The 16,106-nt window shown below is 62.6% G+C and carries 15 protein-coding genes; 6 read left to right on the forward strand and 9 right to left on the reverse strand.

Annotated elements, in window-relative coordinates; translation table 11 throughout:
• Positions 1-14: 14 nt before the first annotated feature.
• The 5 genes from BJD99_RS17115 to BJD99_RS20820 form a co-directional block, all read right to left on the reverse strand.
• Positions 15-2,195, reverse strand: coding sequence for a 3-hydroxyacyl-CoA dehydrogenase NAD-binding domain-containing protein (locus tag BJD99_RS17115; RefSeq protein WP_084348399.1), 2,181 nt, complete (start codon positions 2,193-2,195; stop codon positions 15-17).
• 66 nt (positions 2,196-2,261) lie between these two features.
• Positions 2,262-3,410 carry an acyl-CoA dehydrogenase family protein gene (locus tag BJD99_RS17120; protein ID WP_084348400.1) on the reverse strand — a complete coding sequence of 383 codons (1,149 nt, stop codon included), beginning with the start codon at positions 3,408-3,410 and terminating at the stop codon, positions 2,262-2,264.
• A gap of 125 nt (positions 3,411-3,535) precedes the next feature.
• Entirely contained in the window at positions 3,536-4,279 is a 744-nt protein-coding gene (locus BJD99_RS17125; RefSeq protein WP_084348416.1) for a hypothetical protein, read from the reverse strand.
• Positions 4,280-4,312: 33 nt separating this feature from the next.
• Complete coding sequence (gene uvrA / locus BJD99_RS17130) at positions 4,313-6,778, reverse strand: excinuclease ABC subunit UvrA (protein ID WP_084348401.1); 2,466 nt, start codon at positions 6,776-6,778, stop codon at positions 4,313-4,315.
• 44 nt (positions 6,779-6,822) lie between these two features.
• Positions 6,823-7,011, reverse strand: a complete 189-nt coding sequence (locus tag BJD99_RS20820) for a hypothetical protein (protein WP_143542212.1) — start codon at positions 7,009-7,011, stop codon at positions 6,823-6,825.
• A gap of 260 nt (positions 7,012-7,271) precedes the next feature.
• On the opposite strand from BJD99_RS20820, the gene BJD99_RS17140 reads away from it, so the two are divergent.
• The 6 genes from BJD99_RS17140 (at position 7,272) to BJD99_RS17160 (ending at position 10,815) form a co-directional block, all read left to right on the forward strand.
• The gene (locus tag BJD99_RS17140; RefSeq protein ID WP_084348403.1) at positions 7,272-8,795 is read left to right on the forward strand and encodes a UDP-N-acetylmuramoyl-L-alanyl-D-glutamate--2,6-diaminopimelate ligase; all 1,524 of its coding nucleotides are present in this window, start codon (positions 7,272-7,274) and stop codon (positions 8,793-8,795) included.
• A 204-nt stretch (positions 8,796-8,999) separates the two neighbouring features.
• The gene (locus BJD99_RS17145; RefSeq protein ID WP_084348417.1) at positions 9,000-9,440 is read left to right on the forward strand and encodes an Hsp20/alpha crystallin family protein; all 441 of its coding nucleotides are present in this window, start codon (positions 9,000-9,002) and stop codon (positions 9,438-9,440) included.
• 45 nt (positions 9,441-9,485) lie between these two features.
• Positions 9,486-9,662 carry a hypothetical protein gene (locus BJD99_RS21045; protein ID WP_179142388.1) on the forward strand — a complete coding sequence of 59 codons (177 nt, stop codon included), beginning with the start codon at positions 9,486-9,488 and terminating at the stop codon, positions 9,660-9,662.
• A 112-nt stretch (positions 9,663-9,774) separates the two neighbouring features.
• Positions 9,775-9,984 carry a DUF2945 domain-containing protein gene (locus tag BJD99_RS17150; protein WP_084348418.1) on the forward strand — a complete coding sequence of 70 codons (210 nt, stop codon included), beginning with the start codon at positions 9,775-9,777 and terminating at the stop codon, positions 9,982-9,984.
• A gap of 47 nt (positions 9,985-10,031) precedes the next feature.
• Complete coding sequence (locus tag BJD99_RS17155) at positions 10,032-10,406, forward strand: hypothetical protein (protein ID WP_084348404.1); 375 nt, start codon at positions 10,032-10,034, stop codon at positions 10,404-10,406.
• Between the two features lie 112 nt (positions 10,407-10,518).
• Positions 10,519-10,815 carry a lipopolysaccharide assembly protein LapA domain-containing protein gene (locus BJD99_RS17160; RefSeq protein ID WP_084348405.1) on the forward strand — a complete coding sequence of 99 codons (297 nt, stop codon included), beginning with the start codon at positions 10,519-10,521 and terminating at the stop codon, positions 10,813-10,815.
• A gap of 211 nt (positions 10,816-11,026) precedes the next feature.
• Here BJD99_RS17160 and BJD99_RS17165 read toward each other — a convergent pair whose 3' ends face one another.
• The 4 genes from BJD99_RS17165 to BJD99_RS17180 form a co-directional block, all read right to left on the reverse strand.
• Positions 11,027-12,013, reverse strand: a complete 987-nt coding sequence (locus BJD99_RS17165; protein ID WP_084348406.1) for an oxygenase MpaB family protein — start codon at positions 12,011-12,013, stop codon at positions 11,027-11,029.
• Positions 12,014-12,045: 32 nt separating this feature from the next.
• Positions 12,046-12,690 (reverse strand): TetR/AcrR family transcriptional regulator, encoded by a 645-nt coding sequence (locus BJD99_RS17170; protein ID WP_084348407.1) that lies wholly within the window; start codon positions 12,688-12,690, stop codon positions 12,046-12,048.
• A gap of 115 nt (positions 12,691-12,805) precedes the next feature.
• A complete protein-coding gene (locus BJD99_RS17175) occupies positions 12,806-14,593 on the reverse strand; it encodes a long-chain fatty acid--CoA ligase (protein ID WP_084348408.1) in 1,788 nt (595 codons plus the stop codon).
• 130 nt (positions 14,594-14,723) lie between these two features.
• The coding region (locus tag BJD99_RS17180; protein ID WP_256895894.1) for an FAD-dependent oxidoreductase at positions 14,724-16,106 on the reverse strand (1,383 nt) is incomplete at its 5' end.

Below are 16,106 nucleotides of genomic sequence, written 5' to 3' on the forward strand. Positions count from 1 at the left end.
GAGGGGGCGAGACGTCAGAGGTACCGCTCGGTGCGCGAGCGCAGTGAGGACGGCACGATGAAGCGATCACCGTAGCGTGCCCGAAGTTCTTCGGCCCGGTCGACGAATCCGGACAGGCCGCCGTCGAACTGGTTGACGAACTGGAGCACACCCCCGGTCCAAGCTGGGTAGCCGATTCCCATGATGGAGCCGATGTTGGCGTCCGCAACCGTACGCAGCACACCCTCGTCGAGGCACGCGATCGAGTCCAGCGATTGTGCGATCAGCATTCGATCCATCATGTCCTCGAACGGAATTCCATGATCGGCGCGGAGGTAGTGCTCGACGAGACCGGGCCACAACCCTGCCTTGGAACCGTCCTCTGCATAGTCGTAGAAACCGCGTCCCGACTTGCGTCCGGGGCGCTCGAACTCGTCGACCATACGGTCGACCAACGCATAGGACTTCGAGTCGATCCACTCACGGCCGTCGGCGCGGGCAGCCTCGGCCATCCCCTCGCGGATATGGCGTGAGAGCGTCAATGAGATCTCGTCCATCAGGGCCAGCGCTCCGGATGGGTAGCCGGCGTGGAGGGCGGCCTGCTCGACGGTCGACGGGTGCACGCCTTCGGCAACCATGGAGATCGCCTCGTCCATGAAGCGGCCGATCACCCGCGTCGTGAAGAACCCGTGACTGTCTCCGACGACTATGGGGGTTTTACCGATCAATCGGACGAAGTCGAATGCACGCGCCAACGCCGAGTCGCTGGTGTGCTCTCCCACCACGATCTCCACCAGTGGCATCTTGTCCACCGGTGAGAAGAAGTGCGTCCCGACGAAGTCACTTCGACGGGAGACTCCCTGGGCCAGTGCAGTAATGGGAAGCGTCGAAGTATTCGAGCACAGAAGGGCGTCGGCGGTGAGGTACTTGTCCACTGCTTCGAACGCACTTTGCTTGACGGCTGGATCCTCGAACACCGCTTCCACGACCAGGTCGCAGCCCTCGGTGTCTGCTGCGTCGGCACTCGCCGTGATGAGCGAGAGGACAGCGTCTGCGGCCTCCTGCGTAGTTCGGCCTTTGGCAACAGACTTACCGAGAATCGAACGGGCGTAATCTTTTCCGCGTTCTGCTGATTCGATCGACACATCGCGCAGCACGACGGGCACCTTGGCCGAGGCGACGACGTAGGCGATGGCGGCACCCATCATGCCGGCGCCGATCACCAGGACTTTCTCCGGAACCCGTTGTGGCTCGGCAGGGGGACGCGAGACACCCTTGTTGATCGAACCGAGATCGAAGAACATCGACTGGATCAAATTCCCTGACACCGGTCCGCATGCGAGGGACGTGCAGTGCCCGGTCTCGACGAGTGAGGCAGAGTCGAAGTCCAGGACCGATCCCTCTACCGCGGCGGCGATTACCGCAAGGGGCGCAGGCATCGGTGCGCCTTTGACCGGCGTGCGAACGCTGGCGGCTGCGGTGAGAGCGGGCAATCGATCCGCCAAACCGGGCGACGCAGCGGTACCGCCTGGGATCTCGAACCCATCCCTGTCCCAGGGCTGCGCAGCATCGGGATGAGCGGCGATCCAGGCACGGGCCGCTGCCATCATCGCCTCCTCGGTGTCGACTACCTCGTCGACCAGTCCGAACTCGAGGGCCTGCGCCGGCCGATACCGCTGGCCTTGCCCGACCACCCGGGTCAAAGCTTCGACGACGCCGAACATTCGGACTGTCCTGGTGACTCCACCGGCGCCGGGCAGGAGCCCGAGGGTTACTTCGGGAAGTCCGAAGCGAGAGCTCTTCTTGTCCAGAGCGATTCGATAATGGCATGCCAGCGCGATTTCGTAGCCGCCACCGAGCGCAGTGCCGCCGAGTGCAGCCACAACCGGCTTGCCGAGCCGCTCGAGACGCCGGAACTTGTCCTTGGTGAAATCGAGAGCGCCCGAGATCGTTGCATGATCATTCGGGCCGGCGTCGCGCAGCAACTCGAGATCGCCACCGGAGAAGAACGAGTCCTTTCCCGAGGTCACGATGACGCCGTCGAAATCGTCGCGGTGTGCTTCGAGCCAGTCGATCGTCGACGCGAGCGACTGACCGAATGCGTCGTTCATGGTGTTGGTGGCCTGCGTCGGATCGTCGATCGTCAGTACGAGCACTCGGTCGTCACCGACCTCGCCGGTGATCGTGGATGTTTGCACAGCAGTCGATGTGCTCATGGGCGTCCTTCGGGCATCGTGATGGTGGTTGTAGGCGACCAAGGGGACTCCGTCGCACAGGTCGAACTAGAGCGAACGGGAAATGAGGTCTTTCATAACTTCGTTGGCACCGGCGTAGATGCGGGCTATGCGGCCGTCGACGAACATTCGGGCGATGGGGTATTCCTCCATGTAGCCGTATCCTCCGAAGAGCTGCAGGCACCTGTCGACCACCTCGAACTGCCGGTCCGTGGTCCAGTACTTGACCATCGCGGCAGTGGTGACGTCGAGCTCGGAGACGAGGTGCTTGGCGACGGCGTCGTCGACGAACGTACGCACCACTCGTCCGATAGTGGCGCATTCCGCGAGTTCGAACTTCGTGTTCTGCAGATCGAACAAAGTTTTGCCGAAAGCGTTGCGAGACTTGGTATATTCGACCGTCTGCTGCACGGCGGTCTCGATCATCGCGGCTGCAGCTATCCCACAGATCAGACGCTCCTGGGGGAGCTGCTGCATCAACTGAGCGAAGCCGCGGCCCTCCGATTCACCCAGTATGTTCGCGGCCGGAACGCGCATGCCGTCGAACGACAGCTCGGCGGTATCCTGCCCCTTCTGGCCGATCTTGTGCAGTACTCGTCCACGAAAGAATCCCGGGGTGGCATCGGATACTTCGGCGACGAGCAGTGACAATCCGCGCGCGCCGGCGGACGGATCGGTCTTCACCGCCAAGATGAGCAGATCGCAGTGGGCTCCGTTGGAAATGAAGGTCTTTGCACCGGTCACCACGTAGTCGTCGCCGTCGCGAACTGCTCGGGTGGCGATTCCTTGGAGATCGGAGCCGGTTCCAGGTTCGGTCATCGCGATCGCGCCGATCCAGTCACCGGAGCACAGCTTCGGCAACCACCGTTGTCGGTTCTCCTCGGATGCGTACGCAAGGATGTAGTGCGGGACGATGCCGCTGTGCACGCCCAACTGCATGGCCGAGTCGCCGGCGCGAACCTGTTCCTCGAACAGCACCGCCTCGTGACGGAAATCGCCACCGCCACCGCCGTATATCTCCGGGATCGACATGCCGAGCAAGCCGAGTTGTCCGGCAGCGCTGTATACCTCGCGGCTAGGGCGGCCTGCGGCCGCAAATTCTTCTCGGCGCGGTACGACCTCTTTCTCGAAGAATCCTCGAGCAAGCTGTCGCACGTCAGCGAGTTCGCTGCTGGTGCGGTCGGCGAGTGCAGTCATGGGCATTCCTTGGTCGGCAAACAAGCTTGTTGGCACTACGCCAATTACATTGCTCGTGTTGCCGAGTGATGTCAAGGTGGTGCAGTCGCCGACCGATGCGTTCCTTCTGTGGGGACCCGCTCGAGCTAGCGGTTTGCGCGGCCGAACAGGCTGTCGTCCATTCGAGCGTCGACGGCGATGATCTTCAGATCGAGATCGCACTCGTATGTAGGGGTTTCCGGCACCGGGCCGACGTAGACGCAGATGCCGGTTTGGGCGTCGAGGCGCACGGTCACCGGAGGCCCAGGAATCCAACGATCGGTCTCGTAGTCGAAGTGCCCGTTCAGTAGGGGGCAGCATTCGCATCGGGCGTCGTACTCGTCCGTGGTGCGGGCGATCACCTGCCAAGCCGGTCGGCCGTGGTGGTCCACGATCTGCGCGTCGGACAGTTCCGTGACCGTCGTCGTGGACTCATGGTCGTGGGCCGATCGGGTGAGCTCGATCGGGTTGAGCATCGCGATCCACCGATAGTTCTGGTAGAACGGGTCATCCCAGTCCACCAGCCACGAATCTGTCACGGATGGCAGCGCCGATACCAGTCCGTCGACGTCGAACACCGGAGTCACGTCCGAGGCCCACTTCGTCTCGGTCTGCCGCGATATTCCGTCCGAGTACACTGTCGTCGTTCCCGTGAAAGGATCTGCTGCACAGTAGAGTTCGTCGATCGCGCCGTCGGCGGTCTCCACCCGCAGAGATCCGGGGCGTCGAATCCAGGCGTGCACGGCGGAAGTTTCACGGGGAGGGACGAACTCGAACTCGACTGTCGTCCAGCGCCACGGCGACGACTGAGCCAACCGGCGGAATTGCTCGACGGACGGGGATTCGATCATGTAGCCGATCATGTCAGGCCGCGTTTCTCCGGATCAGGAGTGCAGTCGTCGAGCCAAGTAAGGGCCCGTGATGCTGTCCGTAGACGCGGCCACCTCGGTCGGTGTCCCCGTTGCGACAACGGTGCCGCCCTTGTCCCCACCGCCGGGTCCGAGGTCGATGACCCAGTCGGCGGAGGCGATGGCGTCCAGGTCGTGTTCCACCATCACGACGGTATTGCCTGCGTCGACCAGGCGGTGGAGCTGGCGCATGAGTAGTGCGACGTCAGCTGGATGCAGCCCGGCGGTGGGTTCGTCCAGTAGGTACAGGGCGTTGCCGCGTCGGGTGCGCTGCAGTTCGTTGGCGATCTTGATTCGTTGTGCTTCGCCGCCGCTGAGCTCGGTGGCAGGCTGGCCGAGCCGCAGGTAACCGAGCCCGATATCGAGCAGCGTCTCGAGGCTGCGGGATGCGCCGGTGATGTCGGCGAAGAACCCAGCGGCTTCGTTCACCGACATTGCCAGCACGTCGGCGATGGTTTTCTCGCGCCAGGTGACTTCGAGAGTTTCGGGGGTGTAGCGGGCGCCGTGGCAGGTGGGGCAGGGGCCGTAGGTGCCGGGAAGGAAGAGGAGCTCCACTTCGACGAAACCGTCGCCCTGGCAGGTCGGGCAGCGTCCTTCGGGGACGTTGAAGGAGAACCGGCCGGGCGCCCAGCCGCGGGCCTTTGCCTCGTCGGTGTCGGCGAACAGTTTGCGGACGATGTCGAACATTCCGACGTAGGTGGCCAGTGTCGAGCGGGGTGTGCGGCCGATGGGGCGCTGATCCACCCGGACCAGCCGGTTGAACTCCTCGAACCCGTCGACGTCGGCCACGTCGATCTCGATCTGCGCGTTGTCGTCCTCATCTGCAGCGGTGTCGAGTCGATGACGCGCCACCTCGAACAAGACCTGGGTGACGAGCGTCGACTTCCCTGAGCCCGACACACCGGTCACCGCGGTCAGCACCGCGAGCGGGAACGCCGCGGATAGCTGGCGCAGGTTGTGGCGGGTGACGCCGGTCAGCGTGAGCCAGCCGCGGGTCGGTCGCGCCACACGATGCAGGGACTCCGCGCGTCCGAACAGGTGGCGCCCGGTAACCGACTCCTCGATCTGCTCGAGCCCGGCCACCGGGCCGCTGTACAACACCCGGCCACCGCCTTCGCCTGCAGCGGGTCCGATATCGACCACCCAGTCGGCCCGTCGAACCACGTCCATATCGTGCTCGACGACGAACAGTGAGTTTCCGGATTCCTTCAGCTGGTCCAAGACGTCGAGCAGCGGTTCGGCATCGGCCGGATGCAGGCCGGCGGACGGTTCGTCCAGGACGTACACCACACCGAAGAGGCCGGAGCGAAGCTGTGTGGCGATCCGCAGACGCTGTGCCTCACCGGGCGACAGCGTCGTCGAGCTACGTCCCAGCGACAGATATCCCAAACCCAATCCGAGCAGCACCTCGATCCTGGCGAGCAGGTCGGCGGTGATGCGTACCGCCACCTCGGTTGTTTCCCCGGACGATGCCGACGGCGTCGCCGCGACCATCTCGGACTGTTCGGCGATGGGCCGCAACACTGCGGCGACCTCGGTCAACGAGAGAGTGTTGAGCTCGGCAATGGAGTATCCGGCGACGGTCACAGCCAGCGCGTCGACGCGGAGTCCGCTGCCGTCGCATAGTGGGCATCGGACACTCTCGGTGAATTGCAGGGCACGGTCGCGCATCCGCTGGCTGGTGGAGTCCGACAGGACATGCATGACGTGACGTCGAGCGCTCCAGAACTTGCCTTCGTAACTGTGGTCGACGCGGTCGGCCTGAGGTTCGATGAACACTTTCGGCTGCTCGTCGGTGTAGAGGAGCCACTTGCGGTCCTTCGCGCGGAGCGTTCGCCACGGCGCATCGATGTCGATCCCCAGGCCGCTGACGATGCTTCGTAAGTTCGCACCCTGCCAGGCACCGGGCCAGGCCGCGATCGCTCCCTCACGGATGCTCAGCGACGGGTCGGGAACCAGTAACTCCGTTGTCACGTCGTGGAATACGCCGAGCCCGCCGCAACGAGGGCATGCTCCGGCGACGGTGTTGGGGGAGAACGATTCCGCCTCGAGGCGTAACGCCCCATCCGGGTAGGTACCGGCGCGGGAGTAGAGCATCCGCAGGAGGTTCGACAAGGTGGTGATGGTGCCGACACTGGAGCGTGAGCTGGGCGCTCCTCGGCGTTGCTGCAATGCCACGGCCGGGGGCAGTCCGGTGATGGAGGCGACATGCGGTGCGCCGACCTGCTGGAGGAGCCGACGAGCGTAGGGGGCCACCGACTCGAAGTAGCGTCGTTGAGCTTCGGCATACAAGGTGCTGAACGCCAACGAGGACTTGCCTGACCCCGACACGCCAGTGAACGCGACAAACGCGTTGCGGGGGATATCGACATCTACTGCTGCCAGGTTGTGCTCGGTGGCGCCGCGAACGCGCACGTACCCGTCCCACGATGCGTCCGTCATCGTCCCGACACTAGCGCGGGTGGCTGTATTCGTTCTTTATGCGGTCAACTTGCTCGACGAGGTTTCGCGTGGACGCTGTCCATCGGGTGGTCCGGCGGAGGAGGGCGAGTGTCGTCGATGGTCGGGTCCGGCGGGTAGCTGCGGGTGGGGGCGTGCCCGACGCCTTCGTGGGCCATTACGCCCTTCCACCAGTTGTCCATCGAATCTGTTCTCGGCCACACGATCGGTTCCATCAACGACCCTCCGCTGCATCAGTTAATCGAGAAGTGCCGCAGCGAATTCGAGTTACTGATTGACTGCGGTATCTGCACGGTCAATACGCCTGACGGCTTAAGCGATCTGTATCCAACGTACGCCCTTGGCGCGTAGTACACCACCGCATCAGGTCCTTCACGCTGCTACAGATTCGATCGCGCGGATTCGAGGAAGGCATTCGAGGTAAGCGACCCTCCTGCATTGTTTGCGCACGTCATCGCATGGGTAGAGAGTGACGATGACGTGCAGTGGTACCCCACGGCCCCTGCCCGAGCAGAAGTCGGCCACGCAGGCCTTCGGCCTCGCGGAATTGGCCGAGTGGCTCGAAGCTCCGGTTCCCGCCGGTGCGGCTGTCACCGTTACCGGCGTCTGCGCCGATTCACGTGCCGTGGAACCGGGAGATCTGTACTTCGCGCTACCGGGGGCCCGTGCGCACGGGCTCGATTTCGAAGCCCAAGCATGTGCCCGGGGTGCCGTAGCGGCGGTCTCCGATCGTGCCGGAGCGATCTTGCCTACGGTCGTCGTCGATGATCCTCGACGATGCGCCGGACCGGTCAGCTCACATATCCATTCGTATCCGTCGTGGGCAATGGACGTTTACGGAGTCACGGGCACCAACGGCAAAACGAGCACGACCTACCTACTTGGTGCTGCCCTGACCGCTGCAGGCGAGAGGGTGGGGACTCTCACCGGTATCTCGATCTCCGGTCCCGGTGGCGTTTTCCCGGCGACCCGGACCACCCCGGAGGCCGCTCCTCTGCAGAAAGCGCTGGCACGTTTTCGTGACGAAGGCGCAACTACCGCAGTGATGGAAGTGTCCTCGCACGCTGTTGCGCATCGGCGGATCGACGGCACCCGATTCGCTGCTGTGGGCTTTACCAATCTGTCTTCCGACCACCTCGATTTCCACGGCTCCATGGAGAAGTACTTTGCGGTGAAATCGGAACTGTTCACACCGCAGCGAGCGGCGGCGGCGGCGATCGGGATCGATGACGACTACGGCCGTCGACTCGCAGCCACCATCGAAATACCCTGCTGGACTTGGTCCGCCACCGATGCTCGAGCCGAGATCTTCGGCGACGCCATCGAGTGCACGGTATCGGGGACTTCCTTCACCGCACGAACGCCTTACGGTAGCTTCGAGATTCGTCTTCCCCTGCTCGGTCCGCATCAGGTTCACAACGCGCTGGCAGCCATGTCGTTGCTCGCGGCGAACGGTAAAGATCTCGGGTCGGCAGTCCTCGGTTTCGAACGGGTGTCGTCGGTGCCGGGCCGGCTCGAACGCATCGATGCCGGGCAACCGTTCCTCGCTCTGGTCGACTACATGCACAACACAGCAGGTCAACGCCAGCTACTACCGTATTTGCGAACCCTGACCACCGGACGCGTGATCGTGGTCGTCGGCGCCACCGGTGACCGAGACCCAAGCAAACGGTTCCCACTCGGCGCAACTGCCGCTGAGCTGGCCGACCTGGTAATCGTCAGTGACGAAAGCCCCTACTCCGAAGACGCAGCAGGCATTCGTAACGAGGTCGCCGCCGGCGCCGTCGCAGCGCAGTCCGCCATGGTTGTCGTCGAACCCGACCGTCGACGCGCTTTCGATCTGGCCGTGGCCAACGCGCAACCCGGTGACGTGATCGTCGTGGCCGGGCGCGGATGCGATACCGAACAAGTATTCGGCGACACTGTCCTGCCGTTCGACGACCGCGAAGAACTGCTGGCTGCACTGCAATCCTGCTCGACGGGACTCATGCCGTCGTAGGCTCTCGGGGTTCGTTGCCTTCGATCGACTACTCGCGCCGAACTCTCGGCTGCGCTGTCGTACAGCACGTTTGAGTTGTCGGTGTTTCCAAAAAGTTATCGACACGGTCTGGCACTCGGCGGTCGAGAGTGCTAAATTGTTCCGTGCACAGTGAGGAAGCGCCCGCTAGAGGGGCGGGCGAGATGAGTTCAGGAGGTGGTTGCTGTGCTGCGCTTCGATCCTTTTCGTGACTTCGATTCTCTCGCCGCGAACATGCTCGGAGCATCGAGTGGCTCGGGCCGTGTTCCACGGTTCATGCCCATGGACCTGTACAAGGTCGACGATCGCTACATTCTGAGCGCCGATCTACCCGGTGTCGATCCTGGCTCGATCGATGTAGATGTGGACCGCGGAACGCTTACTCTCACCGCGCATCGCACTGTGCCGGAAACTGATGGTGTGCAATGGATTTCCTCCGAACGCTTTGCCGGCACGTTCCGTCGCCAGGTTTCCCTGGGTGAGGGAATCGATGTCGAGAACATCTCTGCAACCTACGACAACGGCGTCCTGTCGGTGATGATTCCGCTCGCCGAACGCGCAAAGCCCCGCAAAATCGACATCGCCCACGGGGAAACACGGCGTTCGATCGAAACCCACTCCACCTGAGGGGCATTCGGTACCGAGCCTGTTACGGAAACGAGGTGATCTGTGATGGAAACAGTACTGTGGCCGGACACTCCGGATCGTGACGAGTGGTGGCTCTCGATCCTCGACTCGGGGATACGAGAGTGCTCGACAGTCGATGTGATCGAACAGCATCGAGACGAACCACTCGACGACGACGAATATCCGCGCACGACGAGCCGAGATCCGATGGCCGTCGCATGACGCGGCTGACCGCGTAACTTCGAGGTAGCCAGCAAAATCGATGGGGGCGCAACGGCATGGTCGCCGGACCATGCCGTTGCGCACGCTCACGCATTCGACAGGGGAAGAGTTCATGGCTATCAAGTTCTCGGTGGGAGACCACGTTCGCTGGAACTCCGAAGTCGGGTACGTGCAAGGCACGATCACACGAGTCCACACCGAAGACGTCGACTACAAGGGGCATACCCGCCGCTGCAGCCCGGACGAGCCTCAGTACGAAATCAAGAGCGACAAGACCGACCATATTGCGATGCACAAGGGCAACGTGTTGACGAAGATCTGATCCACGAACTCGGCCTCGCCACCGAGCAGGGAGATTAGGTTGGAGGTATGACCGATGATGTAGGAAAGCGATGGCATGGCCCTGGGGGGTCTGGCGGTGTCCGCCGTGCCGCCCTGTTCACCGTCTCGGTCATCGTCAGTGCGCTGGTGGTGATGGTCGGATGCATCATGTGGGCGGCCTGGGGGCCGCACTCGGGTCAGTGTCGCGACGCGGCGTTTGCAGTGTGCGCCGAGCCGGAGCGAACGATTCTTCTCGTTGTTCCGTCCGCTTTGTTGCTGCTTGGCGGATTGTTCGCGTTCGTTCAGACGTACCGGGTGTGGCGCAAAGGGGGAACTTGGCCGATTTGGCAGGGAGCCGGGTGGGCCTTGTTGGTCTCGATGGTCATCTACATGTCGATGTCGTTGAGCGTGCTGAGTCAATAACGCTCGACGCCGAATCGAAGCGGTCCACCGAAACGCATCGAAGTGAAAGGCGCCGGTTTCGCCTCTACATGCGCTGGGTAGCTACCTGTCGACACCTCGACAAGGAGCCAAGATGAACGACCGACCTCAGCAACACGAGACCACCACAACAACTTCAACGCAACCCGCCGCGCGTTCCTCGCACAGCGCATCGCGAATCCTCACCGGAGTTGCCGCTGTATTCTTGGTGATCGCGTTGGTGATATTCGTATTGCAAAACACAGAAAAGGCACACGTCGAATTTCTCGGGTTGAACCTCGATGTCGCTCAGGGTGTGTCACTACTTCTAGCCGCGATCGTCGGCTTTCTGATCGCGGTCCTCGGCAGTGGTGTGATGCGCCTGCGACGCCGGGTGCACAACCGCCACTGAACCAGCCGCAGCCAGCAAGCAAGCTCTGCCATCAACGCCCGGATAGTAGGACTGCTTTCTGCGCTGATTCGCCACACTGCGTACACATCTCGCTTCGGCTCACGATGCAACTCTCGAAAGTCAAATTTTCACCCAGCAGCGGACGCGCCAGTCGGGGGACTCCCGGTTCCATAGGTCGACCGGCTACGCGCGTGTCGCGATTCTCCTTCGGTCAGGTGGTCAGCGAGCCGGAGTCTGATACAAGGGTCATGTACTGCTCGCGGGGTAGCGGGCGGCCGGCACGTCGGAAAGCGTTCTGCACCGAAACGGTCTCGGGTGTGGTCGGCGCGATGTCGAGGATCGCGGGAGCGATCACCGGATACGCGCGGGGGGAGGACTTTTCGAGCATCTGGGCCAGCAGTTGCGGTCGGCGCGAGGCGATGCGCATCAGGGGGCGCAGCACTGCTGTGACCACTACGTCGAGGATCGGTCCCTGGCGCGACCCGATCGCTGCGCGTATCCAGCGCGGGAGGGTAGCGATCGTCGCCCGACGCAAAAGCCATTGGACCAGCGGGTTCAACAGACTTAGATGAGCCGGAAGCTGACTGAGATCAAGCTTGGCGCCGTCGAGGATGAGCTGTGCATGTTCGATCGCAGTCTCGCTGACCACCAGGCTCGGACGGACTCGCCGGTAGTACGCCCGCATCTCGGCACGGCTGCATGGGACGTCAGCGGGGTCGATTGTCTGGAACTGCGCGGCGATAGCGCACTCTGCCCAGTACTGACGCTCTTCTTCTTCGCTTAGCGGACCTGGGCCGAATTGCTCGTAGACGTGAAGTACCGACTGCCACTGGGTCAAGTGAATCCACAGTTGACCGGCTGGGTCGTTGGGATCATAGGTCTGCCCGGTAACTGGGTCGACACCTCTGATCCTTGAATGTATGCGCATCAGAGTGTCAGCTGCGCCGACTGCTGTACCGCTGTCGGCGAAGACGAGCGCCCCGGCGTATTCCAGAGTGCGGTCGTAACGATCGTCAGCGCGTTGACGCAACGAACCGGTACCAGCAACCGAAGCAACCACCAGTGGGTCGAACATCTCGGTGAGTGCGGTGCGCGTGAAACCCACCGTCATGGAGGTCGGATAGCGGTAGACCTTCCAGGTAACCGAGTCAGGGCCGAAGATGCCGAAGTCCTCCAGTGGGCTCACTATGCGTGTCATGCAACAAATAGTGTCGCATGTGTTGCATGGCGTCAAGCTTTGTCGATAGATCCGAACAGGAGCGGCACCAGGGTTCTATGGGCGTAGCTCCTCGCCCCTGCCTCGGAACGGAAGTCGATCGCGTGCTCTACCGGAAGTAGTACAAACGAGGCGAACAACCGGGTCACGGTCTCCCCGAGCGCATCGGCGTCGAGGTGAGTGGCCTGCCCGTGTGCCTGCAAATTCCTTACACCAGCGGCGGCGAAAGTACTGCTCAGTCGCAGCAACGCAGCATCATCCGCCAGCCCCGCCGCAATCAGGTTCTGCGGCTCGAACTCAGCAGTACGTCGAATCACCGGGTGCGCTGCGGCGAGACGCAGAGCGGCCGCGAAACCTTCGATCAGTTGATCGGCAGGGTCTTCGACCGCGGTCACAGCTTCCAAGATTCCCTGGGCCATTCGCTCGCCCTCGCGCAGGGTCATGGCTTGCAACAACGTGTCACGATCACTGAACCGACGGTAGACGGTGGTTCGGTTGACCCCGGCGCGACGCGCGACACCATCGACGGTAAGCGCCCCGATTCCCTGGGCGGCGCAGACGTCTACCGCCGCATCGAGAATCTTGGTAGCGGTCGGATCGTCCGGCACATCGATCGATTCTCTGGCGAATACTCGCCCAAGCACCATTCCCAGATCCACTGGGTCAGACTATCGGCCCGGTACATAGGAAGCGCGGCCGGTGAGCCACGCAAGGATTGCGACCCGACAGAAGCCCACCGGCACGATTCGGATCCCAGTGGGCAGAGTCGACGGGTCAGGAATACAGGTCGCTGATTTCGGTGCGGTGAGCCGCGTGGATTATGTTGCGCTTGAGCTTGAGTGTCGGCGTCAGTTCGCCGCTCTCCTGGGTGAAGTCGCGTTCGAGGATCGTGTACTTCTTGATCTTTTCGGGGTTGGAAACTTTCTTGTTCGCCTCCGCCACGGCCGTATCGATGTCAGCGATCAAATCAGCGTTGGTCACCAGATCGGAGGTTGTCGTGGTGGGAGGGAGGCCGTTCCGCTCGACCCAAGCGGGCAAGGTCTCCGGGTCCAGTGTGATCAGTGCGCCGATGAACGGCTGACCGTCGCCGACCACGATGCACTGGCTGATCAGTGGGTGTGCGCGCATCGAATCTTCCAGGCCCGCCGGCGCGACGTTCTTGCCACCCGCGGTGACGATGATTTCCTTCTTACGACCGGTGATCGAGACGAATCCGTCATTGTCGATCGAACCGAGGTCACCGGTGTGGAACCAACCGTCGATGATCGATTCGGCAGTTGCCTTCTCGTTCTTCCAGTAGCCGGCAAATACGACCGGACCGCGAAGGAGAAGTTCGCCATCGTCGGCGATACGCGCGGTGTGACCGTCGACCGGTTTGCCTACCGTACCGATGCGCTGCGCATTGGAATTGTTGATCGCGAAGGCGGCGCTCGATTCGGTGAGTCCGTATCCCTCATAGATCGGGATACCGGCCCCGCGGAAGTAATGCCCCAGGCGTGCGCCGAGCGCGGCGCCACCGGAGAATGCTTGCTTGCACTCCCCACCGAGAGCGGAGCGCAGCTTCGAATAGACGAGCTTGTCGAATATCGCGTGCTTGAGTCTGAGTGCTATTCCTGGGCCGCCCTTTTCGAGAGACTCGCTGTACTCGATAGCCGTTGCTGTGGCTCTGTCGAAGATCCCGGCCTTGCCGCTGTCCACGGCCTTTTGGCGCGCCGAGTTGTAGACCTTCTCGAATACGCGGGGCACCGAGAGGATGAAGGTGGGCTTGAAATCGGCGAACTGGTCGAGCAGCGTCGTCAAATCCGAGGTGTGGGCAACGGTTACTTTCGACTCGAACGCGCCGAATGAGATCGCTCGCGCGAACGCATGGGCGAGCGGCAGAAACATCAGAGTCTTCTTGCCCGGGATCATCGAATCCGGTAGTGCCAGACGGCAAACGGCTGCCTGCGCATAGAAGTTCGCATGCGTCAGCTGGACACCCTTGGGGCGTCCTGTTGTGCCGGAGGTATAGATCAGGGTCGCGGGTGAGGCTGCAGTGACCTGGTGACGACGAGTGTGCAGTTCTTCGTCGGTGATTGTGGAGCCGCGGTTGGCGAGCTCGTCGATCGCACCCGACTCGATGACCAGAACCTCGCGGAGGGAGTCGGCGCCGTCGGTGACTTCCTTGTGGATCTCCGCGTGCTTGGTCGTTTCGACCACGAGAAGTGTTGTCGCGGAATCCTCGAGGATCCACTGCGCCTGATCGGGTGAGGATGTCTCGTAAATCGAGACAGTGCATCCGCCGGCAGTCCAGATGGCATAGTCGAAAACGACCCACTCGTAGCGGGTCGAGGAGAGGATGGCGACGCGGTCGCCGAGCTCCAGCCCCGACGCAATCAGACCCTTTGCGACTGCGGACACTTGCTTCGCGAATTGAGCTGCGGTGACGTCGATCCATCCACCGTTCGACCGCCGCTTGAATGGCGTGAATGTGGGGTCTTCCTCAGCATGACGGAACACGGAGTCGGCCATCGACACGTCGGCCGGAATCGAGAACGACTGAGGAACTGAGAACTCACGCACTATTGACTCTCCAATGACGGCACTGTTGGCGGCTTCGGTAAAACAAGGGTGTCGCTGGGCTCGGGTGGATCGACGGTCCACGAAACGCAGTGCAATTCAATAATTTTGATAGTTCGGCGTCACGCTGCCGTTACTCTCGAGACGCTGCCACCATGTCCTCACGTTCGACGACCTTGACGCGTTCGCGGCCTTCTGTTTCGCCGAGGCTGCGTTCGTGGGCGTCGAGGCGGTACCAGCCGTCCCAGGTGGTGAAGGGGACTTTTTTGCTCTCGAGGAAGTCGGTGACGGCCTGCTCGGTGGGTTCGGGGGCGGCGGTGAAGTTCGGTGCGTCCTCGAGGAGGTTGGCGACGGTTTCGTTGGCGTCGCCTTTGGTGTGGCCGATGAGGCCGACGGGACCGCGTTTGATCCAGCCGGTGACGTAGGTCGCCGGTACCACGGTGTGCGAGGCGGCAGGAGTGGAGCCTGCGGAATGACCGTGGACAGGTTCGAGTACGCGGCCTGCTTCGTTGGGGATGGTGCCGGCTTGGTCGTCGAAGGGGAGTTGGGCGATGTTTTTGGAGAGGTATCCGACGGCGCGGTAGACCGCTTGGACGTCCCAGTCGTTGTATTTGCCGGTGCCGCGGACGTTGCCGGTGCCGTCGAGTTCGGTGCGTTCGGTGCGTAGGCCGATGACTTTGCCGTTGTCGCCGAGGATTTCGGTGGGGGATTCGAAGAAGTGCAGGAACAGTTTGTGGGGGCGGTTGCCGACGTCGCGGATGGCCCAGTCTTGGAGGGTGTTGGCGACCATGTCGACCTGTTTGGATCCGCGGCGTGCGGCTTCGGAGCCTTCGTCGTAGTCGATGTCTTCGGGGGCGACGATGACTTCGATGTTGGTGGAGTGGTCGAGTTCGCGGAGTTCGAGGGGGGTGAATTTGGCTTGTGCGGGTCCGCGGCGTCCGAAGACGTGGACTTCGATGGCTTTGTTGGTTTTGAGGCCGGCGTAGACGTTGGCGGGGATTTCGGTGGGGAGGAGTTCGTCGCCGGTTTTGGCGAGGACGCGGGCGACGTCGAGGGCGACGTTGCCGACGCCGAGTACGGCGACTTTTTCGGCCGTGAGGGGCCAGGTGCGGGGGACGTCGGGGTGGCCGTCGTACCAGGAGACGAAGTCGGCGGCGCCGTAGCTGCCGTCGAGGTCGATGCCGGGGATGTTGAGGTCGCGGTCGGCGTTGGCGCCGGTGGAGAAGATGACGGCGTCGTAGAAGCGGCGCATGTCGTCGAGGGTGATGTCGGTGCCGTAGTCGATGTTGCCGAGGAGGCGTACTTGTGGTTTGTCGAGGACTTTGTGTAGGGCGGTGATGATGCCTTTGATGCGGGGGTGGTCTGGTGCGACGCCGTAGCGGATGAGTCCGAAGGGGGCGGGCATGCGTTCGAACAGGTCGACGCTGACGCCGCGGCCGGCGATGTTGTAGTCGGACTTCATGAGTGCGTCGGCGGCGTAGATGCCTGCCGGTCCGGCGCCGACGATGGCGACGCG

Source organism: Rhodococcus sp. 1163 (genome assembly GCF_002091985.1).
GTDB lineage: Bacteria > Actinomycetota > Actinomycetes > Mycobacteriales > Mycobacteriaceae > Rhodococcoides.

Excerpts from the sequence above, each read along its gene's own strand:
- BJD99_RS17150 (WP_084348418.1), top strand. The coding sequence starts at position 9,775 with ATGGCTATCAAGTTCTCGGTGGGAGACCACGTTCGCTGGAACTCCGAA.
- BJD99_RS17115 (WP_084348399.1), bottom strand. The coding sequence starts at position 2,195 with ATGAGCACATCGACTGCTGTGCAAACATCCACGATCACCGGCGAGGTC.
- BJD99_RS17155 (WP_084348404.1), top strand. The coding sequence starts at position 10,032 with ATGACCGATGATGTAGGAAAGCGATGGCATGGCCCTGGGGGGTCTGGC.
- BJD99_RS17120 (WP_084348400.1), bottom strand. The coding sequence starts at position 3,410 with ATGACTGCACTCGCCGACCGCACCAGCAGCGAACTCGCTGACGTGCGA.
- BJD99_RS17125 (WP_084348416.1), bottom strand. The coding sequence starts at position 4,279 with ATGATCGAATCCCCGTCCGTCGAGCAATTCCGCCGGTTGGCTCAGTCG.
- BJD99_RS17165 (WP_084348406.1), bottom strand. The coding sequence starts at position 12,013 with ATGACACGCATAGTGAGCCCACTGGAGGACTTCGGCATCTTCGGCCCT.
- BJD99_RS17140 (WP_084348403.1), top strand. The coding sequence starts at position 7,272 with ATGACGTGCAGTGGTACCCCACGGCCCCTGCCCGAGCAGAAGTCGGCC.
- BJD99_RS17160 (WP_084348405.1), top strand. The coding sequence starts at position 10,519 with ATGAACGACCGACCTCAGCAACACGAGACCACCACAACAACTTCAACG.
- BJD99_RS21045 (WP_179142388.1), top strand. The coding sequence starts at position 9,486 with ATGGAAACAGTACTGTGGCCGGACACTCCGGATCGTGACGAGTGGTGG.
- uvrA (WP_084348401.1), bottom strand. The coding sequence starts at position 6,778 with ATGACGGACGCATCGTGGGACGGGTACGTGCGCGTTCGCGGCGCCACC.
- BJD99_RS20820 (WP_143542212.1), bottom strand. The coding sequence starts at position 7,011 with ATGGAACCGATCGTGTGGCCGAGAACAGATTCGATGGACAACTGGTGG.